The sequence below is a fragment of the Nitratireductor lacus genome (genome assembly GCF_056431025.1).
This window is the reverse complement of record NZ_JBWKMB010000014.1, coordinates 109390-136034: the sequence shown is the minus strand read 5'-3', so window position 1 is coordinate 136034 and position 26645 is coordinate 109390. Positions and strand designations below refer to the sequence as shown.

The window sequence follows — 26645 nt, the reverse complement described above, 5'->3', positions numbered from 1 at the left end:
GCGCGCGCTTCAAGCTTTCCAGCGCGAAATCACAGCAATTCGGCCATTTCGAGCGCGAAATAGGTGAGAACCCCGTCACAACCGGCGCGCTTGAAGGCGAGGAGGCTCTCCACCATCGCTCTCTCGCCGTCGATCCACCCATTGGCCGCCGCGGCCTTGATCATCGCATACTCGCCGGAGACCTGATAGGCGAAGGTCGGAACGGCGAATGTGTCCTTCAGGCGGTGGACGATGTCGAGATAGGGAAGCCCGGGCTTCACGATCAGCATGTCCGCTCCTTCCAGAAGATCCTGCTCGGCTTCCCGCAACGCTTCGTCGCTGTTGGCGGGGTCGATGTAGTAGGTCTTCTTGTCTCCCTTCAGCAGCCCGCCCGTGCCGATGGCTTCGCGGTACGGGCCGTAGAAGGCGGAAGCGAATTTGGTCGCATAGGACATGATCGCGACGTTCTGGAAGCCGTTCTGGTCGAGTGCATCGCGGATCGCGCCGATACGGCCATCCATCATGTCGGAGGGCGCGATGATGTCGGCACCGGCCGCCGCCTGACCGACAGCGGCCACGGCGATCTGGGCGACCGTCTCGTCGTTGACGATCTCGCCATCGCGCAGGATGCCGTCATGGCCGTGGCTGGTGAAGGGATCGAGTGCAACATCGGTGATGATGCCGATCTCCGGCACCGCCTCCTTGATGGCACGGGTAGCCCGGTTGATCAGATTGTCCGGATCGAGGCTGTGGGAGCCGGTTTCATCCCTGCGCGAAGGATCGATATTGGGGAAGGTGGCGATCGCGGGAATGCCGAGCCTTGCCGCGCGCTCAGCCTGCCTCACCGCATGATCGACCGTATGCCGCATGACGCCGGGCATGGCCTCGAGCGGCTCCTGCCGGTTCTCACCCTCCATGAGAAACAGCGGCCAGATGAGGTCATCGACCGTAAGATGGTTCTCGCGCACCAGCCGGCGCGACCAGTCGGCCTTGCGGGTGCGACGCAGGCGGCGGCTGCCTGTAATCTCATCGACGCTGCGGCGTGTGGCGGGGCTGTTCATGGTGCGGGAAAACTTGTTCACGGCTTCGACTCCAGTATGGCGCCTCTCTATCACGCAGGCGAAACGGGTCCAAGTGGACGTCCGGCGTCCTGTGGTCGCATCCGCTTATAGCATTGACGGCCCGGGTAGCGGCGAATAATCACCTAGTGAGGCTTGCTGTTTCTGCAACGATTTGGGGGTGCCCGTGAACGTCGATTTCGGTGGCGCTGGAGATATCCTGTTTGAACAGGTCGGGCGTGCCGGCATCGTAACCCTTTCCCGGCCGGCATCTTTGAATGCGATCAATCATCGCATGATCAGCGCGCTTGCGCGGGCGCTTTCTGCCTGGGAGGCGGACAGCGCGGTCGAGCGTGTCATTATCCGGGGAGAGGGACGCGCCTTCTCGGCAGGGGGGGACATTCTGGATGTCTACCGGGCCGGCCTTGAAGGCCGGGCCAGTCCTGACTTCTTCGCCGACGAATATCGGCTCAATGCCGCGATTGCCCGTTTTCCGAAACCCTATGTCGCGCTGATCGACGGTATCGTGATGGGTGGCGGCGTCGGCGTCTCCTGTCACGGCTCCCATCGTGTGATGACGGAGAATGCGGTTTTCGCAATGCCCGAAGTGGGGATCGGTTTCTTTCCCGATGTGGGCGGCAGCCATCTTCTGTCGCGCCTGCCGGGCGAGTTCGGCATGTATCTGGCCCTGACCGGCAATCGCATTCGCCGTGGTGATGCCTGTGCGGCGGGGCTGGCGACCCATTCGGTCGATGCCGGGCAACTGCCGGCGCTCATGCAGGCATTGTGCGAGAGCGACAGCGTGGATGGGACGCTCTCCGTATTCGATGGCGCGGCAGAACCGCAGATGGACGAGGGCACTGTGCATGCGATCGCACGCCATTTCTCCTTCGGCAGCCTGCCCGAAATTCTGGAATCGCTTGCCGACGACCAGGACGAATGGGCACAAGACACTCTCGCCACGATCGAAAAACGCTCGCCCACCAGCCTTCATGTCGCGTTCCGCCAGGTGCGTGCGGGCGCGATGCTGGAGATGGACGAGTGCATGAAGATGGAGTTCCGCATCCTTAACCGGATGCTCGCCGGGCATGACTTCTATGAGGGCATTCGCGCCGTCCTTGTTGAAAAGGGCAGCACGCCCCGCTGGAAGCCTGAAAAGCTGGGCGACGTTCGGGAAGAGGACATCGACGCCTATTTCGCACCGCTGACCGACGGGGAACTGACGCTGTGAATGGTGAAACCCTGTCGGGCATAACGTCCAGCCGGCCGTCTCAACTCGACAGTCTCTATTTCGGGTTTCACCGGCTGATCGCGATCGCCTGCCTGATCATGGGGCTTTTCTACTGGGTCCGGCTTCTGGGCTTCTATCCCGGTCTTATGTGGCGGTTCGACCTCATGCCGGTCCACTGGCAGGTCGCGAGCGTCATTCTCGCGGTCATCTATCCCTTTGCTTCGGTTGGCCTCTGGCTGGTCGCGCCGTGGGGCGCGGTGATCTGGTTTTTATGCGCGGGCGCGGAAGTGGTGATGTTTGGCGTATTGCCTGATCTTTTCGGGCACAACTACCCGCTGATCGGCTTTCATCTTGTGGTGGCCATTGTCTATGCGGTCCTGCGCTTCGCCCGTTACCGGAGCAGACGCAGGGCAATGCAGTAGCCCCGTTTCGTTTCCGCACCCACAGCCGCTGCTTCTCTCAAGCTTTCATCGAATGCCCGCAGCCCGGTTTACCGGCTGTTAGCCGTGTTTGCAGGGGCGGCTTTTGTAAGGCGTTGTTAAGGCTAGTGTTTAAGTCGAATTTTAGAAGCATTCGATAGGGTCAGGCCAAGGTGAGACAAAAAACAAAAATCACCGGCGTCAAACGAGAGGCTTTAGTTATGAATACTTCGCGACCCGCGGCGAAACCTGCCGCTACGAATGACGAACGCAAAGATGCACTGCGTTCTCTTTATCTTGAATCTCTCCAGCTCGTGGAGCGACTGCACCGCCGTCTGCTCGACGTGATCAAGGACGAGTTCGAGCGCAACGGACGCAGCGACATCAACGCCATCCAGGCATTGCTGCTCTTCAACATCGGTGACACGGAACTGACGGCTGGCGAGCTGCGCTCGCGCGGCTATTATCTCGGCTCCAACGTCTCCTACAATCTCAAGAAGCTGGTCGATCTCGGCTTCGTCAACCATCAGCGCTCGCGCGTCGACCGTCGTTCGGTGCGCATCAGCCTGACGCCCAAGGGCGCCCAGGTCGCCAAGGTGGTCGAGGGGCTCTACAACCGCCACATCGGCTCCATCGAGCAGGTCGGCGGGATCAGCCCCGACGAGTTCAGCCAGATGAATCGTGCCCTGCAGCGGCTCGACCGCTTCTGGAACGACTCGATCGCATACCGTATGTAGTCTCACCTTGATCACCTGGCTGCGCGCCGGTGTGCAGCCAATGAAGGCCGGCGTGGCGGGACGCCGGCCTTTACGCGTTTGTTATCGCGCTCAAAGTGACGCACGGTCACGTTAAGGTCATAATCCGGTGGGATGCAGCCTGATGGAGGCCGCGCGGTGCGTCTTGCGCCGATTTCTGATCAGGGTTCGCGGATTCTTAACGCAGTCGCGGCATGTATGGCTGCAGGACTGCATGCAGTACCCTGGAAGGGGCTGACGAGCCAAGAGAGCACGGATACGCGTATGAAGACGAACCGCCGCATGTTTTTAACCGGTGCCGGTGCAGCCGCAACGGCAGCGATGACCGGGGCCGCCAGTGCCCAGGACCTGATCGAAGCGATCATCCGTTCGCCGCGGCGCGGCGCCTGGAACGATCAGTTCGACGCGCGGGCGAGCAGTGGCGGCAAGGTGGCGTCCAACCTCCCCATCTTCAGCCAGGAAACGGTGTCCTATGTCGAGCGCGCGATCATGGAGTATTCCAGCATCGCCTCGCAGGGTGGCTGGCCGCGCGTTCCCGATGACAAGAAACTGGAACTGGGCGTGGTCGATCCCAATGTGGAGATCCTGCGCCGCCGGCTGATGATCTCGGGCGATCTTTCGGAGCGCGCGGGCATGTCGCAGTCGTTCGATTCCTATGTGGATGCTGCCGTGAAGCGCTTTCAGGCCCGCCACGGCCTGCCGGCCGACGGTGTGACCGGGCGTCATACCTTTGCCGCTCTCAACGTTCCTGCAGCAATCCGCCTTGGCCAGCTCGAAACCAATCTCGTTCGGCTGCGCTCCATGTCCGGTTTCCTTGGTGACCGCTATGTGGTGGTGAACATCCCTGCTGCTGAAATCGAGGCGGTGGACAATGGCCGCGTAATGCTGCGTCATACGGCGATTGTCGGCAAGATCGACCGCCAGACGCCGATCCTGAATTCCAAGATCAACGAAATCATCATCAATCCTTACTGGAATGCGCCCGTTTCGATCGTCCGCAAGGACATCATCCCGCTGATGCGCAAGAACCCGAACTATTTGACGGACAACAACATCCGCCTGATCGCGCCGGACGGCAGCGAAGTGGATCCGCTGACGGTGGACTGGTCGACGGACGACGCGGCAAAATACCGGTTCCGCCAGGATCCGGGCCGGATCAACGCCATGGCGTCGATCAAGATCAATTTCCCGAACCCGCATGCGGTCTATATGCACGACACGCCGCAGCAGGGCCTGTTCCGCGATCTCGACCGGTTTTATTCATCGGGTTGCGTACGCGTTCAGAACGTGCGCGACCTCGTCACCTGGCTCCTGCGGGAGACCGACGGCTGGGACCGCCGGCGCATCGAGCAGACGATCCAGAACGACGAGGATGTCCGGGTTTCGCTCAACAATCCTGTTCCAGTGTATTTCACCTATATCTCCGCCTGGTCGACTGGCGACGGTGCCGTGCATCTGCGCGACGACATTTATGGACGGGACGGGGCGAGCGAATTGCAGATTTCGACGGCGCTCTGATCCGTCCACCCATGGTGAATTGCCGCAGCCGCCCGGAAACGGGCGGCTGCTTCGTTTCTGGAGGATAAATTTTCGCCGTCAGGCGTGGTGAGGTCGGGGGAAAAGTGCTAGATGCGCCACTTCCGCATTTGATCCATCATCGAAGGGGACACACCGCCATGGCAATTGCGACCGCCGCCGCTTCCAGCGAGACCGACGCATTCTTCACCCGACCGCTCGAAGACAGCGACCAGGACATTTTCTCCGCAATCCGTCAGGAACTTGGCCGCCAGCGTCACGAGATCGAGCTGATCGCCTCGGAAAACATCGTCTCGCGCGCCGTGATGGAGGCGCAGGGCACGGTCCTGACCAACAAATATGCGGAAGGTTATCCGGGCAAGCGGTATTATGGCGGTTGTCAGTATGTCGACATTGTCGAGGAACTGGCCATCGAGCGCGCCAAGAAGCTTTTCGGTTGCGAGTTCGCCAATGTGCAGCCCAATTCCGGTTCGCAGATGAACCAGGCCGTGTTCCTGGCGCTCCTGCAGCCGGGCGACAGTTTCATGGGCCTCGACCTGAATTCGGGCGGCCACCTGACCCATGGCTCACCGGTCAACATGTCCGGCAAGTGGTTCAACCCTATCTCCTATGGCGTGCGCGAGGACGATCATCTTCTCGACATGGACGAGGTGGAGCGTCTGGCGAAGGAGCACAGGCCGAAGCTTATTCTGGCCGGCGGCACCGCCTATTCACGCGTCTGGGACTGGAAGCGGTTCCGCGAGATCGCCGACGAGATCGGCGCTTATCTGATGGTCGACATGGCCCACATCGCCGGCCTGGTCGCCGGTGGCCAGCACCCGTCGCCGCTGCCGCACGCCCATGTGGTCACCACCACGACGCACAAATCTCTGCGTGGCCCACGCGGCGGCATGATTCTGACCAATGACGAAGCATTGGCGAAAAAGTTCAATTCGGCCGTGTTCCCGGGCCTGCAGGGCGGCCCGCTGATGCATGTGATCGCCGCCAAGGCGGTTGCGCTGGGCGAGGCGCTTCAGCCGGAATTCAAGACCTATGCGCGCGATGTGGTGGCGAATGCGCGTGCCTTGGCCGAGAGCCTGAAGGAAACCGGCCTCGATATCGTGTCGGGCGGCACCGACAACCATTTGATGCTCGTGGACCTGCGCCCCAAGAACGCAACGGGCAAGCGCGCCGAGGCAGCTCTTGGCCGCGCGAACATCACCTGCAACAAGAACGGCATTCCGTTCGATCCCGAAAAGCCTTTCGTGACGTCGGGCATCCGTCTCGGCACGCCGGCCGGCACGACGCGTGGCTTCGGCACGGCCGAGTTCCGCGAAATCGGCCATCTGATCGCCGAGGTGCTCGACGGTCTCAAGGCGGCGAACTCGGATGAGGGCAACGCCCAGGTCGAGCAGGCTGTGAAGGACAAGGTGATCGCACTGACCGAGCGCTTCCCGCTCTACCCCTATCTGGGGTAAGCAGTCACGAATGGATTCGTGAACAAGGGCCCGATATGCGCTGTCCGTACTGTCAGTCGGAAGACACACAGGTAAAGGATTCCCGCCCCGCCGAAGACGGGGCGGCGATCCGGCGACGGCGCGCCTGTCCCGATTGCGGCGGGCGTTTCACCACATTCGAGCGCATTCAGCTGCGCGACCTGGTGGTGGTCAAGCGGTCGGGCCGCAAGGTGCCGTTCGACCGCGACAAGCTGATGCGCTCCTTCGACATCGCGCTTAGAAAACGCAATGTGGAGCCGGAGCGCGTGGAACGTGCGGTCACCGGCATCGTGCGCCAGCTCGAAAGCTCGGGCGAGACGGAAATCCCCTCCGACGACATCGGCCTGCTTGTCATCGATGCGCTGAAGGCGCTGGATGACGTGGCCTATGTGCGTTTTGCCTCGGTCTACCGCAATTTCCGCGAAGCCAAGGATTTTCAGGACGTGCTGGGCGAGCTGAAGGGCAAAGAGGACTGAGAATGGAGAGCGGGCCGGCAAGCGAGCTCGACCGGCGCTTTATGGCCGCTGCGATCCGGCTGTCGCGCCGCAATCTCGGACTGACCGGCACCAACCCCTCCGTTGGAACGCTGATCGTGCGCGATGGACGCATCGTCGGCAGGGGCGTCACCGCGATTGGCGGGCGCCCGCACGCCGAGCCGCAGGCGCTGGCGGAAGCCGGCGAGGCGGCGCGTGGCGCAACGGCCTATGTGACGCTCGAACCCTGCGCCCATCACGGCCGCACCCCTCCTTGCGCCAATGCGCTGGTCTCCTCCGGGATCGCCCGTGTGGTGGGGGCGGCGAGCGATCCCGATCCGCGCGTGAGTGGCAGGGGCTACGCCATCCTGCGCGAAGCGGGCATCGAGGTGGTCGAGGGTGTGCTGGCCGAAGAGGCGGCCGACATGCTGCGTGGATATCTCACGCGATCCGAGAAGAAACGGCCAGAAGTGATTCTCAAGCTTGCCATATCCGCCGATGGCATGATCGGGCGGACAGGCGAGGGGCAGGTCGCGATCACCGGCCCCGCGTCGCGCCGGCAGGTGCACATGATGCGCGCCGAGAGCGACGCGATCCTCGTCGGTATCGGGACGGCGCTGGCGGACAATCCGTCGCTGACCTGCCGGCTGCCGGGGCTTGAACACCGCTCGCCGCTGCGCGTCGTGCTCGACCGGGCGACCAGACTGCCCGTGCAGTCCGCTCTGGCACGGACAGCACGCGATGTGCCGGTTCTGGTGACAGCGGCGGAAGACTGCCAGCCGGAGCGCCGAAAGGCACTGGCCGAGGCGGGCGTCGACTTTCTCGGTGTCGAGCTCCATGACGGCGAGATCGCGCTGCCGGAGTTTCTGGAAGATCTGGCGGCCCGCGGGGTTCTCACCCTGATGGTGGAGGGGGGAGCCTTCACCGCCCGCATGTTCCTTGAGGAAGGGCTGGTTGACCGGCTCGCACTCTTTACTGGGCCATCGAAAATCGGCCCTGGCGGGATTGCCGCACCGGTCGATTGCGACCATATCCCGGAAGGTTTTCGCCTGCTGCGCGAGGCGCGGTTCGGCGACGATGTGTACCTGGAATATGTGAAAGGCGACTGATGTTCACCGGCATTGTCACAGACATAGGCGTGGTGCAGTCCGTCACCCCGCGCGACGAAGGGGTGCTGTTGCGCATCGAGACCAATTTCGATCCCGAGACCATCGATATTGGTGCGTCCATTGCCTGTTCGGGTGTCTGCCTCACCGTGGTGAAACTGCCAGAAGCGGGCGCGAATGCGCGCTGGTTCGAGGTCGAGGCATGGGAAGAGGCCCTGCGGCTGACCACGGTTTCCGACTGGCAGCAGGGACAGCGCATCAATCTGGAACGCGCGCTAAAGGTGGGCGACGAACTGGGTGGACATATCGTCTCGGGTCACGTGGACGGCATGGCGGAAATCGTCGAGCGCCAGGATGAAGGCGAGGCGGTTCGCTTCGTGCTCGAAGCACCGAAGGAACTGGCGAAGTTCATTGCGCCGAAAGGCTCGGTGGCGCTGGACGGCACGTCGCTCACGGTCAACCGTGTTGACGGCGCGCGGTTCGATGTTCTGCTCATTCACCACTCGCTTTCCGTCACCACCTGGGGAGAGCGGAAGGTGGGCGACCGGGTGAATATCGAGGTCGATACGATGGCGCGATACGCCGCACGTCTTGCGGATGCCGCCAAAGAGGCTTAAGGCAGCGCTCTCATTTTAGAGTTTATGCCGTGTGGAGAATGTCCATGGCCGATGCGCGCCCCCTGAGGCTGCTGATCGTCGAAGCCCGTTTTTACGACCATCTGGCCGATGGTCTTCTTGAAGGTGCAAAGGCTGCATTGGATGCCGCCGGTGCGGCCTATGATGTGGTAACGGTTCCCGGAGCGCTTGAAGTGCCCGCAGCGATTGCCTTCGCCGCGACAGGCAATGGCGGTCCGCTTTATCATGGTTACGTGGCGCTCGGCTGCGTTATCCGCGGCGAGACCTATCATTTCGATGTGGTCGCCAATGAATCGAGCCGCGCGCTGATGGACCTCGCCGTGCAGAAGAATCTTGCTATCGGCAATGGCATCCTGACCGTCGAGAATGAGGCCCAGGCGCTTGCCCGCATCGAGAAGAGCGAGGGCACCAGCGGCGAAAGCATGGGTAAGGGATATTTCGCCGCCGAAGCGGCACTGAAGATGATTGCGCTCAAGCAGCGCATGGGAGCTTGATGTGACCGAACCGACCGCAGACGGCTTTCGCCCGGCCAACAAACGGGGTTCAGCCCGCCTTGCAGCCGTTCAGGCGCTCTACCAGATGGATGTGGCGGGCACCGGCCTGCTGGAAACCACGGCGGAATACGAGCTTTTCCGCCTTGGCAAGGAGATCGATGGCGAGCTTTACCGCGATGCCGATCCGCAGTGGTTCCGCGCCATTTTGGCCGGCGTTGTGGAAGACCAGAAGACCATCGACCCGGTGATCCGCAAATCGCTGACCGAAGACTGGCCGCTGTCGCGCCTCGATTCGACGCTGCGTGCCATCCTGCGCGCCGGCGTCTACGAGCTCACACGGCGCAAGGATGTGCCGGTGGCCGTGATCGTTTCGGAATATGTGGACATCGCCAAGGCGTTCTACACCGAGGACGAGCCGAAGCTCGTCAATGCCGTGCTCGACCGGGTTGCCCGGCGCAGCCGCAATGAGGGCAGGGGGAAAGACCCGGAATGACCGGCACGCGCGATGACCTGTACCGCGAGGCAAAACGCACCGCGCTGATTCTTGCCTCCGCACAGGCCATCGTCGGTTCCGCTGCCCCGATTGCCATCTCCATGGGCGGTCTTGCCGGATTTTACCTGCTCGGCAGCGACAAATCGCTCGCAACGGCACCCGTCACAGGCTTCAATGTCGGCATCGCGCTTGGCGCGCTTCCCGCTGCCGCCCTGATGCGCGCCGTGGGGCGTCGCAACGGCTTCATGGCGGGTGGTCTGGTGACGGCGAGCGGCGGTTTCGTTGCTGCGTCAGCCCTGTTCCAGAGCAGTTTCTGGCTGTTCGCGTTTGGTCTCCTGCTGACCGGAATCGGCAACGCATTCCTGCAGCAATACCGTTTTGCGGCAGCCGACAATGCACCCTCCGATTTCAAGCCCAGAGCCATATCCTGGGTGCTGGGCGGCGGCGTCTTCGCCGCGATCATTGGCCCGCAGACCGTGATCTACACGCGTGACCTGTTCGCACCGATCCAGTTTGCCGGGGCTTTCGCCGCTCTGGTGGTGCTCGGCCTGTTGGGGTCTTTCATCCTCTCCTTCCTTCGCCTGCCAAAGGAAGCCCCCTCAGCAGCGCTCGACAGTCACGAGCCGGCCCGGCCGCTGTCTCAGATTCTCCTGCAGCCGCGTTTTCTGGTTTCGCTCTTTTGCGGCGTCGCCTCCTACGCCCTGATGAGCTTCGTCATGACGGGTGCGCCACTCGCCATGGTGGGCTGCGGATTCACGCCTGACGAGGCGACGCTCGGCATTTCCTGGCATGTGATGGCGATGTTCGCGCCGAGTTTCATCACCGGCCGGCTGATCGCGCGCTTCGGCAAGGAAACCATTGTGGCTACGGGGCTTGTGACGCTCATTGCCTGCGCTATCGTGGCGTTATCGGGCATCGAGCTATGGCAGTTCTGGACAGCGCTGATCCTGCTTGGCATCGGCTGGAACTTTGGCTTTATCGGCGCAACGGCGATGGTGGCCGAGTGCTACCGGCCATCGGAAAAGAACAGTGTGCAGGGTGTGCACGATTTTCTGCTCTTCTCGACCACGGCCTTTGCCTCGCTGATGTCGGGCCAGATCTACAATGCGTTCGGCTGGAACATGCTCGCCTGGATCGTGATTCCCGTCGCCGGTTCGTGCCTTCTTGCGCTGGGTGTCATGGCACTCAGCCGCCGGTCCAGGCAGGCTGCCTGACACGCAACCCCTTGAGAACAGGGCGTCGGCGGCCGTGCCGGCGCAGCCCTGCGACAAATTATCCCTGCACAAGCTTGACGTGTCCGCGCGCCTTCGCCCAAGCTGCGCGCATTGGGCCGGGAGGGGCGCGAATGCCGCCGGCCTTTTCAGCGTGACCCGGGAGGGGGTTCCAGCTACGGGTCGAAATCAAGGGATAGATTGGCAATGAACATGCTTTACGTGGTCATCGCCTGCGGTGTGCTTTCCATACTCTATGCCATCTGGGCAACCCGGTCGGTGCTGGCCGCCGATCAGGGCAATGCACGCATGCAGGAAATCGCCGGCGCAATCCGGGAGGGGGCGCAGGCTTATTTGACAAGGCAGTACACCACTGTCGCCATTGTCGGCGTTGTGGTTTTCATTCTCGCATGGTGGCTTCTCACCGGCGTGGCGGCCATCGGCTTCCTCATCGGTGCGGTGCTTTCAGCCTCCGCAGGTTTCATAGGCATGCACGTTTCGGTGCGTGCCAATGTGCGCACCGCGCAGGCAGCCTCCAACAGCCTGGCTGCCGGTCTCGACATCGCGTTCAAGTCCGGTGCGATCACCGGCCTGCTGGTTGCGGGTCTCGCGCTGCTGGGCGTGTCGGTCTATTTCTGGGTTCTCACCGGGCCGCTCGGCCACGCGCCGACGGACCGCATCGTCATCGACGCACTGGTGGCGCTCGGTTTCGGCGCCTCGCTGATTTCCATCTTCGCGCGTCTGGGCGGCGGCATTTTCACCAAGGGTGCGGATGTCGGCGGCGATCTGGTGGGCAAGGTGGAAGCGGGCATTCCGGAGGACGATCCGCGCAACCCGGCCACGATCGCCGACAATGTGGGTGACAATGTCGGCGACTGCGCGGGCATGGCCGCCGATCTGTTCGAGACCTATGTGGTGACCGTCGTCGCCACCATGGTGCTCGCCTCGATCTTCTTCACCGGCGAGGTGGCGCTGACGCTCATGCTCTTCCCGCTGGTCATCGGCGCTGCCTGCGTGGTGACGTCGATCATCGGGACGTTTTTCGTCAAGCTCGGCTCCAACAACTCCATCATGGGCGCGCTCTACAAGGGGTTTTGGGCAACTGCCGCACTTTCGGTCGTCGCACTTGGCGGCATTGTCTGGGGCTGGCTCGGCGGTTCGACTGCCTTCTCGGCAAGCAATGGTTCCGAGTTTACCGGAACGTCGCTCTTCTGGTGCGGCGTTGTGGGGCTCGGCGTGACCGGCCTCATCATCTGGATCACCGAGTATTATACCGGCGTCGGCTACCGGCCGGTGCGTTCCATCAGCCAGGCATCGGTGACCGGCCATGGCACCAATGTCATCCAGGGACTGGCGGTTTCGCTTGAGGCAACGGCACTTCCGGCCATCGTGATCATTGCCGGCATCATCCTGTCGTTCAATCTGGCAGGCCTGTTCGGCATAGCGATCGCGGTGACGACGATGCTGGCGCTAGCCGGCATGGTGGTGGCGCTCGACGCGTTCGGTCCGGTGACGGACAATGCAGGCGGCATCGCCGAAATGTCCGACATGCCGAGCGAAGTGCGCCAGACGACCGACGCGCTCGACGCGGTCGGCAACACCACCAAGGCGGTGACCAAGGGCTATGCCATCGGTTCCGCCGGGCTCGGAGCGCTGGTGTTGTTCGCGGCCTATACGGAAGATTTGAAATACTTTGCCGCGAATGCGGAGCCGGGTACTTTCTTTGAAGGTGTGAGCGTCAATTTCTCGCTCTCCAACCCCTACGTGGTTGTCGGTCTTCTCTTCGGCGGGCTGCTGCCGTATCTGTTCGGCGGGCTCTCCATGACGGCGGTTGGCCGCGCGGGCGGTGCCATCGTACAGGAGGTGCGCCGGCAGTTCCGCGAGAAGCCGGGCATCATGGAGGGCAAGGAAAAGCCGGATTACGGTGCGGCGGTCGACCTTCTGACAAAGGCCGCGATCAAGGAAATGATCGTTCCTTCGCTCCTGCCGGTGCTCTCGCCGCTCGTTGCGTTCGCGGTTGTCTATGCCATCGCCGGCAAGAGCGAGGCCTTCTCCGCGCTCGGCGCGATGCTTCTGGGCGTCATCGTCACGGGCCTCTTCGTGGCGATCTCCATGACGGCGGGCGGCGGCGCATGGGATAATGCCAAAAAATCCTTCGAGGATGGTTTCGTGGATGCCGATGGCATCAGGCACGAAAAAGGCTCGGAGGCGCACAAGGCCTCGGTGACCGGCGACACGGTGGGCGATCCCTACAAGGATACGGCCGGTCCGGCGGTGAACCCGATGATCAAGATCACCAACATCATCGCCCTTCTGCTGCTGGCCGTTCTGGCGCACTGACAGGGCCGGCTTTGCCTGTCATAGCGGCAATGAAAAAAGCCCGCGAGCATCGCTCGCGGGCTTTCAGGTGTTGCCTGAGATTTGTGATCGGTCAGCCGCCGCCGCCGAAGAGGCCCGCAGGCGGGCCGCCCTTCGAGGCGCCGGCGAGAATCTGGCCGATAAAGGTCTGTTCCTTGCCACCCGTCGGCGTGGTGCGTGAAATGAAATCAAACACCTTGCCGTCTTCCATGCCGTAATGGGCGATTTTCGAGACACGCTCGTCATCGCCGAAATAAACGGCGAGAACCTGCTGCTCGACGAGACGCGGACGCATGAAGGCGGCCCCGCGCACACGTTTCTGGGAGATGTAATAGAAGGCTTCGTTGTCGAAGGTCGCCGTTGTCGACGGCGAACCAAGTGCCAGAAGCACCTGTTCACGGCTCGACCCGACGGGAACGAGTTCCAGCGCCTGCTCGTCAATGACGTAACCCTGGGTGAGCGTTTCGCGCGCATCGAGCGTGTTGGCGACATTGCAGCCGGACAACGCAGCCGCAGCACCGGCGAGACCGGCAGCCAAAATTGTGCGTCCGACAGGATAACTGTTGATTTTCTTCACCTGCAACGACATCTCCATAGCGTCCCCGGCGCGAAGGCTTTCGAGCGAAAGCCCTTGTCCCCGCCGGCAAAACGGGTAAACCAGCTTAAGCGCCGATGCAACCTGATCCTGTCCCAAACCAGCCCCGAGGGAGGGCATTTCTCATGTTCCAGAAGCTGTTTGGCTTTGGGCAGCGTTCGCGCCGTGTGGTCATCGACGGCTTGTATGAACGAATCGTGGCGGCCTCGCGGCAGCCTGTCTTTTATGCACGCTGGGAGGTGCCCGACACGCCGCTCGGTCGCTTCGAGATGATCGCCCTCAACATGATTCTGTTTCTACGCCGGGTGCGCGACGAGGAGAGCGCAGTCGTCCGCGAGGTGGCGCAGGAGGTCACCGATGTGTTCTTCGCCGATGTGGAGCATGCGATTCGCGAGCTGGGGATCGGCGATCTGGGAGTGCCCAAGCGGATCAAGAAGCTGGCGCGCATGTTTTACGGCCGCGCTGCCGCCTATGGGGAAGCGATTGACGCGGGCGATGTGGAAGCGCTGGCTGCAGCCCTGCGCCGCAACATCCGCCCGGACGCCGAGGGCTGGACGGGTGCCGAACCGATTGCGCGATACGCGCTTGCCGCTGCGGCCTCGCTGGAAAGCCAGCAGACGGAGCGCCTGATCGCGGCCGATATTGCATTCCCTGATGCGGAAAGGGAGAATTGAGCCATGCCTGAGAAGAAGAAAACGCCGATCTCGCACGAGGTGAACGTTCATCGCCTTGCACGCAAGGGAATGGCGGTCTCCATAAGCGCAGACGCGGCCGAGCGCAGGGCGCTGGCGGAAGAGCACGATCTCCTTTCCGTTGAGCGTTTTGCGGCGGAGCTCACGGTGCGGCCCTGGAAAGCCGATGGCGTGCGCATTACCGGCACGGTTGAGGCCGACATCACCCAGGCCTGTGTGGTGACGCTGGAGCCGGTCTCGAGCCACATCGAGGAAGATGTGTCGGCGACGCTGGTGCCGGACGGGTCGCGGCTTGCGCGCAACGAGGTGGAGGGCGGCGAGTTCGTGCTGGACGCGGAAGGCCCGGATATGCCGGACACGTTTCACGGCAGCATCATCGATGTCGGTGTGCTGGCGGTGGAGTTCTTCACGCTCGGCATTGACCCCTATCCGCGCAGGCCCGGCGCTGTTATGGAGGCTGCCGAACCGCATGAGGATGCCCCAAAAGAGGCCGGGCCCCTCTATGAGGGCCTGCAAAAGCTCGGACAAAAGTCCTGAATTGCATGAAGAAGGCGCGAAACGAGGTTGTGCCACCGGCCAAAAACGCTATTTTCGCCGCACATTTGAGCCGATACCGGCGCCCGATCAACCATTGAGGCACATCACGCGTGGTACGCATTTCGATTGACGCTATGGGTGGGGATCATGGTCCCGAGGTCACGCTGCGTGGTCTGACCAAGGTCATCGAACGGCGTCCTGACGCCCGTTTCCTGATCTATGGCCGCGAGGACACCGTTTTGCCCGTGCTCGACGGCTTACCCGTCCTCAGGGATGTGAGCGAGTTCACGCATTGCGAGGTTGCAGTGCGGATGGACGACAAGCCGAGCCAGGCACTGCGCCAGGGGCGCTGGAAGTCGTCCATGTGGAAAGCCATTGAAGCGGTCAAAAACGGCGAGGCGGATGCCTGCGTCTCCGCCGGCAACACCGGCGCGCTGATGGCGATGTCGAAATTCTGCCTGCGCACCATGGCCGATATCGAGCGGCCGGCGATCGCCGCGATCTGGCCGACCCTGCGCAGCGAAAGCATCGTTCTGGATGTGGGCGCGACGATCGGCGCCGACGCCCAGCAGCTTGTTGATTTCGCCATCCTTGGCGCCGCCATGGCCAATGCGCTGTTCGATCTCGACCGGCCGACCGTCGGCCTGCTGAATGTGGGGGTCGAGGAAATCAAGGGCCAGGAAGAGGTCAAGGAGGCCGGGCGCATGCTGCGCGAGGCCGCGCTCAACACGATGCGCTATGAGGGTTTCGTGGAGGGCGACGACATCGGCAAGGGCACCGTCGACGTGGTGGTCTCGGAGGGCTTTGCCGGCAACATCGCGCTGAAAACCGCCGAGGGCACGGCGCGACAGATTGCCGGCTATCTCCGCGAAGCCATGAGCCGTACGCTGATGGCGCGCATCGGCTACCTGTTCGCACGCGGCGCATTCCAGCGCCTTGGCGAGAAGATGGACGTGCGCAAGGCGAATGGCGGCGTCTTTCTCGGCCTCAACGGCATCGTTGTCAAAAGCCATGGCGGGGCGGATGCGGAAGGTTTTGCTGCCGCCGTCGAGCTTGGATATGAAATGGCGCGCAGTCACCTGCTCGACAGGACGCGTGCTACCCTGGACCTTTATCACGCCCGCAAGCCGCAGGTGGCTGCCGGCGCTGCAGCCGTGAATGAATAGGACGCTGTAATGACTAGATCCGTCGTGCGTGGCATTGGCTCTGCTCTGCCGCGCCGCATCATGAAGAACGCGGAGTTCGAGAAACTGGTCGATACAACCGACGAGTGGATCGTTCAGCGGACCGGCATTCGCCAGCGCCACATCGCCTCGGAGGACGAGACGACGGCATCGCTGGGTGAGGCGGCAGCACGCGCGGCTCTCGACAGCGCCGGCCTGACGCCGGCGGATATCGACATGATCATTCTGGCGACTTCGACGCCCAACAACACCTTTCCTGCGACCGCAGTCGAAATCCAGGAGCGGCTCGGCATGTCCGGTGGCTTCGCCTTCGATATGCAGGCCGTGTGCAGCGGCTTCGTCTACGCCGTCACCACCGCCGATCTCTATATTCGCGGCGGTCAGGCAAAGCGGATGCTGGTGATCGGCTCCGAAACCTTTTCGCGCATTCTCGACTGGACCGACCGCACCACCTGCGTGCTCTTCGGCGACGGGGCCGGCGCGGTGGTTCTGGAGGCGCAGGATGGCGAAGCGGCACTGGATCAGCGCGGCGTCATCGCCTCGTCGCTGCGTTCCGACGGCAGCCAGCGCGACAAGCTCTACGTCGATGGCGGCCCGTCTACCACCTGCACGGTGGGGCACCTGCGCATGCAGGGGCGTGAAGTCTTCAAACATGCCGTCGGTATGATCACCGACGTGATCGAGGACGTTTTCGCCAAGGCCGGCATCACCGCGGAGGACATCGACTGGTTTGTCCCCCACCAGGCCAACCGGCGCATTATCGACGCTTCGGCCAAAAAACTCGGCATTGCCGAGGAGAAGGTCGTGGTGACGGTGGACCTGCATGGCAACACGTCTGCCGCCTCGGTGCCGCTGGCGCTGTCGGTGGCTGTCGAGCGTGGCCAGATCAAGAAGGGCGACCTGGTGCTTCTCGAGGCCATGGGCGGCGGTTTTACCTGGGGCGCGGTGCTGGTGCGCTGGTAGTGGAAGCAAATCACGTGTATCGTCCTTGACCGTTGCAAAGCATTTTTTGTAACGTCAGCGCCGCGTATTGAAATCACAAGCATTTTCAAGATCTGGATGGGTAGCCCTATGGGGGGAAAGACACTGACGCGTGCCGAGCTGGCTGAGGCCGTCTATCGGAAGGTCGGACTGTCACGAACCGAATCCGCTCAGCTTGTCGAAATGGTTCTGCAGGAAGTCTGCGACGCGGTGGTCCGCGGCGAAACGGTGAAGCTTTCCTCTTTTGCCACCTTCCAGGTGCGCGACAAGAACGAGCGCATCGGCCGCAACCCCAAGACCGGCGAGGAAGTGCCGATCTCTCCGCGCCGGGTGATGACCTTCAAGGCCTCGAACGTTCTCAAGGACCGCATTCTCAAGGCGCATCAGGCAAGGCGCATGCGCAAGAGCGCCTGAACGCCCAGCGCATTTTGCAGTCAGGTAGAATCACCTGACGTCAGCACAAATGCAGGAAATCAGGCAGATAGAGCGGAGCGGCGTTTCTGTGAAACGGTGAAGCACTCTGGCGGTCTCGAGCAGGGCTGAACGGTTTTTTCTGAACCGCGAAGTGGTTTACACTCACGAATCGATGGGCGTTGCCTCACGCGGCTTATGCCGTGCGCAGGTCGCCCGGTTCGAACGGGTGACGGCGTAGTGCGCCGGCCTGCAGGAGATGCACGATCATGGACAAGAGCCCCGACGCCTTCCGCACAATCAGCGAAGCGGCCGAAGAGCTGGACCTGCCGCAGCATGTGCTGCGCTTCTGGGAGACCCGGTTTTCGCAGATCAAGCCGCTGAAACGAGGCGGCGGCCGCCGCTATTACCGGCCGCAGGACATCGACCTGATCAAGGGCATCCGCCACATGCTCTATGACCAGGGATACACGATCAAGGGCGTGCAGAAACTCCTGCGTGAGAATGGCAACCAGTTCGTCGTGGCGATCGGCCGGGGCGATGTGGCCGCCGTGGAGGCCATTGCGCAGAGCCACCAGGCAGAGGCCGAGAAGACCGCCTCCGAAGAGGAGGTTCTGGTGGGAACGCCGAAGGCGAGGCCAAGCAAGCGCTTTTTCGGCCTCGGCCGTGGCGAGCAGGAGGGGCCTGTCACCGCCGATGCGGCAAGCCTTTCACGCGACAACAGGGCGCTTCTGCAGGAGGCGCTGTTCGATCTCCTGGAATGCAAGCGCCTGCTCGACCAGGTGCGTTGAGCCGTTCTTGCCGGGTCGGAAGAGAGGGCTTGTCGAAAGCCCGCGCTGATGCCGGCTTTTTACCATTGAGTTGTTTTTAGGCCTTGCGCGCACGATGCGGAAACTATATCCCTTGCGCCGGTTCGGAGCGTAGCGCAGCCCGGTAGCGCACTTGACTGGGGGTCAAGGGGTCGTGGGTTCGAATCCCGCCGCTCCGACCATTTTTCTCTTTTATTTCAGTTGTTTGGACGGCTCTCTATTTGGAGCCGTGGCCTGTCGGTTTACAGATTTCCGGCTAGTTTACGGGCGCGTTCCTGTTTCGATCTTTTCCACAGCCGCGCTCGACACCAGATAGTGCTTGCGAATGATGCCTTCAGCGTCCTTTTCCGCATGACCGGTGATCTCGGCAATCTCACGAATCGAAGCGCCATTTCGATAAGCGAGGGTGACAAACGTCCCGCGCAGATCGTGAAATGTCTTTCCCTTGATGCCGGCAGCCGCAACCGCTTTCCTCCACGAAGACTTGAAACCGGAGGTCCAAGGCTTGCCGCTGCGATTCGTGAGGATCGTCGCTGCAGGTGTTTCTCGTTTGGCGTTCTCGGCCCTGGCTGCATCCAGAATGGCGCGAAGCTCGGCAGACACCTTCACGGCGACATGGGCGCCGGTCTTGGACTGCCGGAGCCTGATGGCGTTCCCGTCGTAGGCTGACCAGGTGAGGGCGAGTAAATCTCCCTGCCTCTGCCCGGTCCATGCGGCGAGCATCATCGCTCGCACAAGGGGCTCGCGCGCGTTTTCCCTGAAAGCCTTCATATCAGTATCTGTCCAGATGATGTCCCGTCTGGTGCCATCGCTTACCTTGGTGATCCGCTCCAAAGGGTGTCGCTCGATCATTTCCCGGTCTAGGGCGAACCAGAACAGACGCTGCAGAACGCTCATGTAGAGATCGGCCTTGCGGGGATGCGTCTCTGCCATCTCGTCACGCCATTCGAGAAAAAGGGTTCGGCTGCCGGCCCCGGAAATGCGCTCGGCCGTCATGTCGTAGAACTCACCCTCGATTGCACGGATCGCCAGGTCATAGCCTTCGCGGGTGCTGGGTTTCAGGTCTTTGTAATGCGGGGATTTGAGGTAGCCGCGAATGATCTCGGCCATGCAGCCCTGATAGGGCGCGTCTTCTCGGTCGCGCGTCAGCCGCAGGTATTCCTCGGTGAATTTTCGATGCTCGGTTTCTGGGTCGGCCTTGATGGCCGGGCCCCCTCGCCACGCATAGTGGTAAGTTTTGACCGATCCGTCGGCCAGTCGCTTTTTGACGCTATGAACGCCCACGAGATTTACCCGCACTGTGTCTTTCCCTCCATGCGCGGAGGGAATTGCCGCCATTCAGAGGCGCGCTGTCAAATCGGTCATTGTGAGTATCGGGGATAAGCGTGATCGCTCCATCCACCTCAAGGCGCACGGTCAGCCCCATGTCGCGGGCTACGCGACCGGCGTTCTCGATCTCGCATCGACGGTGACGGAGGGGCTTCGTCATCCTTCAGCGCCTCCTAATGCTCGGATAGCGGCGGCGATGTCGTCGGCATCGCTTTCCATTTCTCGATGCGTCATCTCGCCATGGCAGACCACGGCACCGCTTATAGCGTTGAACGCTTCTTTCCGTGCCACCTTCGCCGCAGCTTCCAGCGTCTCCCTGTCCATCTCTCCGGGCGCAAGGATGCGGTAGCCGTGGAACTTCTCGGCAAACGCCATGGCGATTTCATTCGCTTTTGCAGGGCTGACAAATTCGAGCGCCGCGAGATGAACGTCAACTGCGACGGCGGGGACTTCCTTCCAAGCGCTCATGGCTGGCCCTCCAGTGCGCGGCGACCGGCTTCGGTGACGTAGTAGTCGGAACCATAACCGGGAATGCTGTGTCGCAGCATATCGCGTGCTAAGAGCGACTGAGCCGTCCTGTCCTCGTGACCGCCGTGTGTTCTTACGCCGCCATCATTTCTAACGGCGCGCCGAAGCATATTTTTCTGCGCTTTCGTCAGCTTCATGCTCCCTCTCCCTTGCTGGGGAAGGCTAAAAGGGCGCGAAGGCGCTTCCATTCCTCAACGACCGCCTCGCAGTCGCAAAGAAAAGCAGGGCCTGAAATTGGATCCCATCCGGGCACCGAACTGCACCGAGGATGATGGTTTAGCGTCTCTCCCCGGTCATGCTGAATCGCCCATGCCGTTGGGAAGTCGGGATAGTCGGGGCACTTTCGCATAGGCTTCGCGATGCGTTCCGGAACGGTTTCATTCGCCATCGGGGCCTCCCTTGCTGGGGAAGGCGGCGAGGGATGGTGGCGTCACACCGTTAACCTGGTCACCCTCGGTCACGAAGCGAATGAGCATCGCCATCAGCTGCACAACTTCGCCCTCAACTTCGTCCCATTCCATACGCCCCTCGGCATAGTGGACAGCGCCACGAACTACCTCGCCAGCTTCTTCCGCGAGCTTGAGAGTCACATAGTTTGGCTGAGGGTACTTTGCCGATGCTTTGACGGCGGCTTTCTGCGCCTTTCGGAAAAGAGATGACGGGTAATCCTCCACCGCCTCGTCGGTGAGGGCGGGGACGGGGGAGGTGTAGAGGGCCTGCCGCGCCTGATTGAGAAACGTGATTGTGGTCTCGGGGCTGTAGTTGCCCTTTGACCGGATGTTGTCGATCAGGCTTTGTAGGATTTCATCGCATTCGATGGTGCCGTCTTCCTCCACCGCCTCTGCCTTGGGGGCAGAGAGGGCGGCGCGCAATCGGCAAAGCTCGTCCATGTGACGGACTTCGTTGCCCAACACGCCAATCTCGTTCAGCTCAGAAATCGCCCATTCAAGGGCGGCAGACTGTTCGCGTGTCATCTCATCCTCGCGTTCACAATGATCTTGATTCCCGCCTCGGTCTCGCCAGTGACGGTGTAGAGCGCATGGGCGATCCTCAAAGGGTCGATCCCTTGCGCGTCCCAAAACGCCTTTTCATTCATGTTGTGCTGGTCGCGGTGCTCTTCTGGTGTCATCGGCACGGTCCAGCAGTCGTCGGGTTTCTGACCTTTTCCCGTTCGTTTTTTTCGATACATCGGATCGCCATATCGGATGTGGCAGGCCTCGCACCGGCCGACCTCGCCAGAGATCACGCTTGGCAAGGTGCGGATCCAAGCCAGGTGACGCTCGTCTTTGATGCGGGCCGTGGCCCTGCTCGACGGGTCGAGTGCAAAGGCGGTCGGGGCTTTGACGATCTCGAAGGCCATCACGCACCGCCTTTCGGGGCAGGAAGCAGTGGCTGCATCGAGCCAGTCTCATAGGCCTGAGCGATCCGTGGTTTGACGTGCTCAGACACCGAATGGCCGTCCGGCATCTGGATGTGTGCGAGAAATGCATCTTCAAAGCTCTCAATGCCGCTTTCGATGCTCTCGAGCTTTGCCTTGATGCAGAGAAACAATGCCCGCCATCGTGACCGGCAGGCTTGCTCCCATGCTGCAAGAGCTGCGTCGGCAGACCGGGCCTTGCCACGGGCAGTCATCACGAACTCTTTGTCGAGCTGGTCGGGGAGCGGAAGGTGGAAGACAATCCTGCGCTCTGACATCTCAAAGACCAGCATCGCGCGCGTCCGTTCCTCGAACACGCCGAAACCGGCGGCCTTGTGCTTCCTCAGCAGTCCGTCGATCTCGCCCTTGGTCTTGCTTACGGAAACGCTTGTGGTCGCAGCATAGGCCATCAGCGAGCCCTCCCTGCGTATTTGGTAAGCAGCTGGGACATGGCGTCACGCTGCTCCCTGTAGAGCGCCTGTGTGGGACGATGCTGGCGTTTGGCCTTGAAAAGCTCTTCGCGGCGCTCCCGGTAGCCTGGGATGATCTTCTCGAGCTTGTTCTGGTATCGCCAGTCCTGCCAGCCCCAGATCACGCGACGGATGAGGCGGATGGAGATCATGACGCGCCTCCTGTGGCTTTGGAGAGAGCGGCGCGGGCCATCGGAATAACTGTCTCAGTCAATTCCTTGTCGCCAGAGCAGACACCTACGTACGCGGACAGCTTGCGCTCAGCGCGTTCCAGCGCTTCCAGCAGATCTGGAGCGGCGGCTATGAGGCGGGCGTTGGCTTCTGCGTATCGCTTCCCGTCCCACGGCTGGTAAACCGCAAACAGAGTGTACCTCGGCCCAATCTCATCACAGCCAACGATGATTGGTTGATTAGGCCGTTTTTTTGCGTGAATAATCCACGGCCCCGGCGTATGCGCTTTCTCGCTCATGCCGCTTCTCCCATTGCATCGATGTTCTGCTTGATGACATCAAAGGTCAGGGCGACCACCCAAGGGTTTGCGTCCCAGCCGTAGCCGCGCTTGGCGTTGAGGCCGTCCCAGAGTGAAGCGAACTCGCTCTGATGGTAGCCGCCAGAGATGCCCTCGGCCTTGGCGTCCTGCCATGTGATCTCCTGTAACCGCTGCACCCGCACGTCTGTGACGATCAGGGTCAGGCGGGAGGCCCAGCGGGGCATGTGGATGGAGGGGTAGTTCTTTGACGTTCTACCACCCCATCCGCCAAGACTGTGGCGAAAGAACTGAACATCGCCCACGCCTTCGATGTGTTGCATGAATTCGCGCGGCACCGGACCGTCTGCGAAGTCGTAACCAACAAGGTGACTACTGGGGCTATCGTTGGTCCTGTGGTGCGCCTCTCGTACCCAAAGGCGGTCACCAGGGGCATAACCAATGTGAGCCATCCATCCGGTGCGGGTTGCTGGCGCCTGCCATTCGAAAGCATCGGCTTCCCAGAACCATCCATCGCCGCCCAAATGACGAAATCGATCAGCGTTTTGCAGAGCGCGGGCCATGTCGTCGCCGGATAACGTAAAAGCACGTGTCTCCGGTGTTGCGAACACGCGGGCCTTGTTAAGGACGCGCCGGGTTTGCGTTTTCCTGCCTTCAAGCAGTGCGCGGATCATTGGGCCGCTGAAAAGGATTGGGCGATCGGTCATTTCCTCGCCCTCTCGATCAATCCGTCGAGGAACTGGCGCTCCTGCGCCTCTCGATGCAGAACAGCGGTAGTGTCCTGATCGCCTTTGATGATCCTGTCGGATGCCTCAAAACAGGCCTTTACGAAAGGCTGGTGATCGGGAAGTTCGCCTTTCCATGCATCCTTTGTCGAAATCAGAGTGTGCCGACGCTGTTCGGGTGGAAGGTCCATATTTGTTGCCAATGACAGGAACTTGTCGCGGCATTCGATCAGTAGGTTGACGACGGAATTCGAGGCCGGCTCGCCTTCGCTCTCTCCCATGTCTTGCGAGCCGGCCTCGTCCGCCGTGGCGGATGAATTGTCGGCAGTGCCAGCACCAGGAGAGGAAGGCGAAGCGCTGGCACTGCCGTCACCGGTGGGGCTTTCTGCCGGTGAACTGTGTTCTTCCTCGACCTTGGCCTCTTTCTTGAGGGTCTCTGGATCGACGCCGGTCATTCGATGAAGGAGGTCCATCATGTCGCGCACGGCTTCATCGAGCTCCGGGTCCGAAAGCTCTGTCAGTGACTTTGGCCACTGCATGAAGTTGCCGTTGACCGTCTTTCCGTAGTGGACGATGCCAAGCGATAGCTTCACAGCTTCGCTAGCCTGCTCTTTGGCTGACCACGGCACATTGCAGCGGTCGACGACGAGATCGAGGATCGCCCACCATTTGCGTTCCATGGGGCGGCTTCCGTCTCGCACGAAGGTGACATTTACCTGAGAGCCGGCCCGCCAGGTGTCGAGCCGCTCCGCATCGCCAGACGTGGCCGGGGCGAGCCGCGGTCCTTTCTCGACAATCATGCGGAAGGGAGGGGTGTCACTCTTGCTCATTGGACGCCCTTTCGATTTCCCGCAGTCTCCGCTTTTTGATGGCTAGGGCGATGCCTTGATTGGATTCGTCACCCTCGAACTGCGCCATGGGGTCGAATTCTGTCCAGCGTTCCTCGAGGCCCTCGAGCGTGGTTTCAGCGGCGAAAGATGTCTCCATTTCTTCGAAGAAGGCGGCCGCATCGAATTCGCCATCAGCCATCACCGCGCCGATATCCTCGCCGGTTTCGCGTACGATCTGGCTGTCATCGATTACTTCGCCGGTCTCGGCATCAATCGCTTCGCTATGACTAATCTGGTGCGTTGGCGGGACTGGAGGCTTCGGGGGCGTCGGCGGGGTGACGTCCTTCATCTCTGCGATTTTCGCGCCCTCATCCTCGTCATAGATGCCGGAAAAGCCGAATGCGTATCGTGCGCACTGGATCAGCGCCTTATGGCGCAACATGCGGTGCTGCATCTGCCAGGGTTCAGTGCTTCGCTTGCACTCAACGAGATATTCCGTGACCTCGATGGGGTGCGATCGGTCCTTGCGGTGGATCTTGCACGTACAGGACACCAATGCGCCGTTGCCATCGTGCTCCATTTCGAACTGGATGCCGTCGAGAGACCTGTGGGAGTTGATCAGGTTCACCCATCCGTCAATCGACACGATGGGGACGATGCCTCCTCCTTTCGCTGGGAAGGCGTAGATCTCTTTGGTCAGCGGATTGAGATTGTATTCCTTCGCCACAAGCAGGAAGGCGGCGAATTCCTCGCGGCTCGGCACCTTTCCATTCTTGTCCGGCTTCATGCAGGTGGCGCGAACCGTGGCCTCGAACGCGCCCGGCTCCATGCCGAAACGCGAGGACATATCCACGAGGACGGAACGCGGCTGGCGCTCTGTGGTGGTGATGGCGTTCATTTCGGTTCCTCGATCTTCATGGCTTCAAAAATGAAACCCCGTTTGGCGGAATTGATGAGCATGTTGATTTGCCAGCCGCGCGCCCAAGCGTTCGGGGCAAACTTGCGATTGTGGTAGACGGGCCGCCCTTGCTCGATCTGGACAAGAGCTTCCAGCGCGGACAAGGCGCGTCCTCTCTCCCACTTCCGGCGCGACATCAGAAATTCCAATCCTCGGCAGGCTGCGCGGCAACAGTCGCTACCGGCTCGACCGGCTCGGCGCGCCGGAGGAGGTGCTTTTCCGCCTTGTCGGATTGCGTCTTGATCTCGACCACTTCGACGGTGGTTTCGCCGCGCTTGGTCTCTACGATCACCTTGTCGCCGGGCGCGAGCTCAAGACCGGGCGGAACAAAGTAGTCGTAGGTCCGATCATCCTTCTGCCACTTGAATTTGATTGCGGCGACGGTGAGGGCGGTGTTGGGCTGATCACTCATCGGACGCTTGCCTCCTCTGCGGTGGTGATGCCGGGAATGTCCGTGCGGCCGGCGTCAAGCGCGCGCTGTGCGAGCTTGCGAAGCAGTGCCTGTGTTTCGGGATGGCCGCTCATGTAGATAGCGAGCTTCGTCCAGTCGGTGACTTCCTTGACGACGACCTTCACCTGAACACTGGCAGCCTTGCCGTAAGTCCCTTTGATCTGAGCCGGGGCGGCAGCAACAGGCTCCGCGACGGGTTCAGGCTCAGGAACTGGCTTCCCAGCCTCAGCGGCCTTCGCTGCCTCTGCCTCGGCTTTCAGGCGGGCCTGCTCGGCCTTTCTCTCTGCCTCTCGCTGTCGCCGTAGCTTTTCTGTCTCCCATGCACCGATGGCAGAGCGAACCTGATCAGCTCCAGCTTTCGCCTTTTTCACCAATGGCTGCCATTTGGCGTCCACTGCTTTGCCAGCCTCAAGGTGAGGCTCTTTCTCTTTCGTCCTGATCTTGTCAGCTTCGCGTGAGAGCTCGTTCAGACGGTTGCGGAGGGACAGGGCTTTGGATGCCGTCTCATCGTCCTGAACCGTCTCGTAGGCCGAAAGTCCTGCCAGAGCGGCCTCAATCTGATCGCGGATGACTTCCGCTTCATCGATCTTTCCGGAATTGTCGCCGGCAACTGCGGGTTTCGGTGCAACCTGCGCTGCGACAGTCGGGTCGTCATCCGGCCAATTCTTGCCATTGAGCGCGGCGACATAGGCGTCATAGGAAACGGGATGGCGACAGCACCACTGAAACAGTTCCGGGATATCATCGACCTGCCGTTCGCCGCGGAATGCGACAACAACGCCGTTCTCATCCGGATAAATCCCGACAGGCTCCCAAGGGCCATTCTTGCGGCGGGTGCGGTAGTATCCGAGCTGATACTCGCCGGGATGGATCGGCAGTTCTTCCGTTCCAATCTTGGACGGATCGGCGAGGGCAGAATTCCACCAGCCCCAGCGTTCGATGATTGCGACTTGGGCGACTTCGCCCGGGTTCATGAAAGTATCCATGGTTCAATCCTCAGTGGGGCGTTTCAAAGAAC

At 61.5% G+C, this 26645-nt stretch carries 34 protein-coding genes and 1 tRNA gene; 19 read left to right on the top strand and 16 right to left on the bottom strand.

The window, feature by feature from the left end; all coding sequences use genetic code 11:
• Positions 1 to 29 precede the first annotated feature (29 nt).
• Positions 30 to 1061: a porphobilinogen synthase gene (gene hemB, locus AC07E3_RS13795; RefSeq protein ID WP_336065395.1), complete on the bottom strand. Its 1032-nt coding sequence runs from the start codon at positions 1059 to 1061 to the stop codon at positions 30 to 32.
• A 157-nt stretch (positions 1062 to 1218) separates the two neighbouring features.
• On the opposite strand from hemB, the gene AC07E3_RS13790 reads away from it, so the two are divergent.
• From AC07E3_RS13790 to AC07E3_RS13735, 12 genes are all read left to right on the top strand, one after another.
• Positions 1219 to 2268, top strand: a complete 1050-nt coding sequence (locus AC07E3_RS13790; protein WP_336065393.1) for an enoyl-CoA hydratase/isomerase family protein — start codon at positions 1219 to 1221, stop codon at positions 2266 to 2268.
• A complete protein-coding gene (locus AC07E3_RS13785; protein WP_478362659.1) occupies positions 2265 to 2690 on the top strand; it encodes a DUF6163 family protein in 426 nt (141 codons plus the stop codon). The genes AC07E3_RS13790 and AC07E3_RS13785 overlap by 4 nt, the downstream gene beginning before the upstream one ends.
• Before the next feature lie 218 nt (positions 2691 to 2908).
• On the top strand, positions 2909 to 3424 hold the full coding sequence (gene ldtR / locus AC07E3_RS13780; RefSeq protein WP_007007954.1) for a transcriptional regulator LdtR: 516 nt from the start codon (positions 2909 to 2911) through the stop codon (positions 3422 to 3424).
• Positions 3425 to 3706: 282 nt separating this feature from the next.
• Entirely contained in the window at positions 3707 to 4960 is a 1254-nt protein-coding gene (locus tag AC07E3_RS13775; RefSeq protein WP_478362657.1) for a L,D-transpeptidase family protein, read from the top strand.
• A 158-nt stretch (positions 4961 to 5118) separates the two neighbouring features.
• A complete protein-coding gene (gene glyA / locus AC07E3_RS13770) occupies positions 5119 to 6435 on the top strand; it encodes a serine hydroxymethyltransferase (RefSeq protein WP_223004353.1) in 1317 nt (438 codons plus the stop codon).
• Between the two features lie 35 nt (positions 6436 to 6470).
• Positions 6471 to 6929 (top strand): transcriptional regulator NrdR, encoded by a 459-nt coding sequence (nrdR, locus tag AC07E3_RS13765; RefSeq protein WP_025031595.1) that lies wholly within the window; start codon positions 6471 to 6473, stop codon positions 6927 to 6929.
• Positions 6930 to 6931: 2 nt separating this feature from the next.
• Positions 6932 to 8035, top strand: coding sequence for a bifunctional diaminohydroxyphosphoribosylaminopyrimidine deaminase/5-amino-6-(5-phosphoribosylamino)uracil reductase RibD (gene ribD / locus AC07E3_RS13760; RefSeq protein ID WP_478362654.1), 1104 nt, complete (start codon positions 6932 to 6934; stop codon positions 8033 to 8035).
• Entirely contained in the window at positions 8035 to 8649 is a 615-nt protein-coding gene (locus tag AC07E3_RS13755) for a riboflavin synthase (RefSeq protein WP_478362652.1), read from the top strand. The genes ribD and AC07E3_RS13755 overlap by 1 nt, the downstream gene beginning before the upstream one ends.
• Before the next feature lie 44 nt (positions 8650 to 8693).
• The gene (gene ribH, locus AC07E3_RS13750; RefSeq protein ID WP_478362650.1) at positions 8694 to 9161 is read left to right on the top strand and encodes a 6,7-dimethyl-8-ribityllumazine synthase; all 468 of its coding nucleotides are present in this window, start codon (positions 8694 to 8696) and stop codon (positions 9159 to 9161) included.
• A 1-nt stretch (position 9162) separates the two neighbouring features.
• On the top strand, positions 9163 to 9654 hold the full coding sequence (gene nusB / locus AC07E3_RS13745; RefSeq protein WP_336065375.1) for a transcription antitermination factor NusB: 492 nt from the start codon (positions 9163 to 9165) through the stop codon (positions 9652 to 9654).
• Positions 9651 to 10868, top strand: a complete 1218-nt coding sequence (locus AC07E3_RS13740; RefSeq protein WP_065817707.1) for an MFS transporter — start codon at positions 9651 to 9653, stop codon at positions 10866 to 10868. Before nusB ends, AC07E3_RS13740 begins: the two co-directional genes overlap by 4 nt.
• Positions 10869 to 11072: 204 nt before the next feature.
• Positions 11073 to 13205, top strand: coding sequence for a sodium-translocating pyrophosphatase (locus AC07E3_RS13735; RefSeq protein WP_478362646.1), 2133 nt, complete (start codon positions 11073 to 11075; stop codon positions 13203 to 13205).
• Positions 13206 to 13296: 91 nt separating this feature from the next.
• Here the strand turns inward: AC07E3_RS13735 and AC07E3_RS13730 are convergent, their stop codons facing one another.
• The gene (locus tag AC07E3_RS13730; protein WP_007007943.1) at positions 13297 to 13818 is read right to left on the bottom strand and encodes an outer membrane protein assembly factor BamE; all 522 of its coding nucleotides are present in this window, start codon (positions 13816 to 13818) and stop codon (positions 13297 to 13299) included.
• 125 nt (positions 13819 to 13943) lie between these two features.
• Here AC07E3_RS13730 and AC07E3_RS13725 point away from each other — a divergent pair, with 125 nt between their 5' ends.
• The 7 genes from AC07E3_RS13725 (at position 13944) to AC07E3_RS13695 (ending at position 18614) form a co-directional block, all read left to right on the top strand.
• Positions 13944 to 14492, top strand: coding sequence for a ubiquinol-cytochrome C chaperone family protein (locus tag AC07E3_RS13725; protein WP_336065365.1), 549 nt, complete (start codon positions 13944 to 13946; stop codon positions 14490 to 14492).
• Between the two features lie 3 nt (positions 14493 to 14495).
• Positions 14496 to 15047, top strand: coding sequence for a YceD family protein (locus AC07E3_RS13720; RefSeq protein ID WP_478362643.1), 552 nt, complete (start codon positions 14496 to 14498; stop codon positions 15045 to 15047).
• A 110-nt stretch (positions 15048 to 15157) separates the two neighbouring features.
• Positions 15158 to 16213, top strand: a complete 1056-nt coding sequence (gene plsX, locus AC07E3_RS13715; protein ID WP_065817703.1) for a phosphate acyltransferase PlsX — start codon at positions 15158 to 15160, stop codon at positions 16211 to 16213.
• Between the two features lie 9 nt (positions 16214 to 16222).
• Positions 16223 to 17194: a beta-ketoacyl-ACP synthase III gene (locus AC07E3_RS13710; RefSeq protein ID WP_223004345.1), complete on the top strand. Its 972-nt coding sequence runs from the start codon at positions 16223 to 16225 to the stop codon at positions 17192 to 17194.
• 108 nt (positions 17195 to 17302) lie between these two features.
• Positions 17303 to 17626, top strand: coding sequence for an integration host factor subunit alpha (locus AC07E3_RS13705; protein WP_065817701.1), 324 nt, complete (start codon positions 17303 to 17305; stop codon positions 17624 to 17626).
• A 266-nt stretch (positions 17627 to 17892) separates the two neighbouring features.
• Positions 17893 to 18414: a MerR family transcriptional regulator gene (locus AC07E3_RS13700; protein WP_007007937.1), complete on the top strand. Its 522-nt coding sequence runs from the start codon at positions 17893 to 17895 to the stop codon at positions 18412 to 18414.
• A 123-nt stretch (positions 18415 to 18537) separates the two neighbouring features.
• Positions 18538 to 18614 (top strand) — tRNA-Pro (locus AC07E3_RS13695).
• Positions 18615 to 18693: 79 nt separating this feature from the next.
• Here AC07E3_RS13695 and AC07E3_RS13690 read toward each other — a convergent pair.
• From AC07E3_RS13690 to AC07E3_RS13625, 14 genes are all read right to left on the bottom strand, one after another.
• Positions 18694 to 19731 (bottom strand): tyrosine-type recombinase/integrase, encoded by a 1038-nt coding sequence (locus tag AC07E3_RS13690; RefSeq protein WP_478362638.1) that lies wholly within the window; start codon positions 19729 to 19731, stop codon positions 18694 to 18696.
• A 186-nt stretch (positions 19732 to 19917) separates the two neighbouring features.
• Positions 19918 to 20229 (bottom strand): hypothetical protein, encoded by a 312-nt coding sequence (locus AC07E3_RS13685; protein WP_478362636.1) that lies wholly within the window; start codon positions 20227 to 20229, stop codon positions 19918 to 19920.
• Positions 20226 to 20426, bottom strand: coding sequence for a hypothetical protein (locus AC07E3_RS13680; protein ID WP_478362634.1), 201 nt, complete (start codon positions 20424 to 20426; stop codon positions 20226 to 20228). Before AC07E3_RS13680 ends, AC07E3_RS13685 begins: the two co-directional genes overlap by 4 nt.
• A gap of 240 nt (positions 20427 to 20666) precedes the next feature.
• Positions 20667 to 21263, bottom strand: a complete 597-nt coding sequence (locus AC07E3_RS13675; RefSeq protein ID WP_478362631.1) for a hypothetical protein — start codon at positions 21261 to 21263, stop codon at positions 20667 to 20669.
• Positions 21260 to 21649: a DUF968 domain-containing protein gene (locus tag AC07E3_RS13670; protein WP_478362629.1), complete on the bottom strand. Its 390-nt coding sequence runs from the start codon at positions 21647 to 21649 to the stop codon at positions 21260 to 21262. Before AC07E3_RS13670 ends, AC07E3_RS13675 begins: the two co-directional genes overlap by 4 nt.
• The gene (locus AC07E3_RS13665) at positions 21649 to 22116 is read right to left on the bottom strand and encodes a hypothetical protein (protein ID WP_478362626.1); all 468 of its coding nucleotides are present in this window, start codon (positions 22114 to 22116) and stop codon (positions 21649 to 21651) included. The genes AC07E3_RS13670 and AC07E3_RS13665 overlap by 1 nt, the downstream gene beginning before the upstream one ends.
• Entirely contained in the window at positions 22116 to 22328 is a 213-nt protein-coding gene (locus AC07E3_RS13660) for a hypothetical protein (RefSeq protein WP_478362624.1), read from the bottom strand. Before AC07E3_RS13660 ends, AC07E3_RS13665 begins: the two co-directional genes overlap by 1 nt.
• Positions 22325 to 22645, bottom strand: coding sequence for a hypothetical protein (locus tag AC07E3_RS13655; RefSeq protein ID WP_478362622.1), 321 nt, complete (start codon positions 22643 to 22645; stop codon positions 22325 to 22327). Before AC07E3_RS13655 ends, AC07E3_RS13660 begins: the two co-directional genes overlap by 4 nt.
• Entirely contained in the window at positions 22642 to 23370 is a 729-nt protein-coding gene (locus tag AC07E3_RS13650; RefSeq protein WP_478362620.1) for a hypothetical protein, read from the bottom strand. The genes AC07E3_RS13655 and AC07E3_RS13650 overlap by 4 nt, the downstream gene beginning before the upstream one ends.
• Positions 23367 to 24218 carry a hypothetical protein gene (locus AC07E3_RS13645; protein WP_478362618.1) on the bottom strand — a complete coding sequence of 284 codons (852 nt, stop codon included), beginning with the start codon at positions 24216 to 24218 and terminating at the stop codon, positions 23367 to 23369. Before AC07E3_RS13645 ends, AC07E3_RS13650 begins: the two co-directional genes overlap by 4 nt.
• Positions 24205 to 25116: a recombinase RecT gene (locus AC07E3_RS13640; RefSeq protein WP_478362616.1), complete on the bottom strand. Its 912-nt coding sequence runs from the start codon at positions 25114 to 25116 to the stop codon at positions 24205 to 24207. Before AC07E3_RS13640 ends, AC07E3_RS13645 begins: the two co-directional genes overlap by 14 nt.
• The gene (locus AC07E3_RS13635; RefSeq protein ID WP_478362614.1) at positions 25113 to 25313 is read right to left on the bottom strand and encodes a hypothetical protein; all 201 of its coding nucleotides are present in this window, start codon (positions 25311 to 25313) and stop codon (positions 25113 to 25115) included. Before AC07E3_RS13635 ends, AC07E3_RS13640 begins: the two co-directional genes overlap by 4 nt.
• Positions 25313 to 25588, bottom strand: coding sequence for a primosomal protein N' family DNA-binding protein (locus AC07E3_RS13630; RefSeq protein WP_478362611.1), 276 nt, complete (start codon positions 25586 to 25588; stop codon positions 25313 to 25315). Before AC07E3_RS13630 ends, AC07E3_RS13635 begins: the two co-directional genes overlap by 1 nt.
• Entirely contained in the window at positions 25585 to 26613 is a 1029-nt protein-coding gene (locus tag AC07E3_RS13625) for a hypothetical protein (protein WP_478362609.1), read from the bottom strand. Before AC07E3_RS13625 ends, AC07E3_RS13630 begins: the two co-directional genes overlap by 4 nt.
• Between the last annotated feature and the right edge of the window lie 32 nt (positions 26614 to 26645).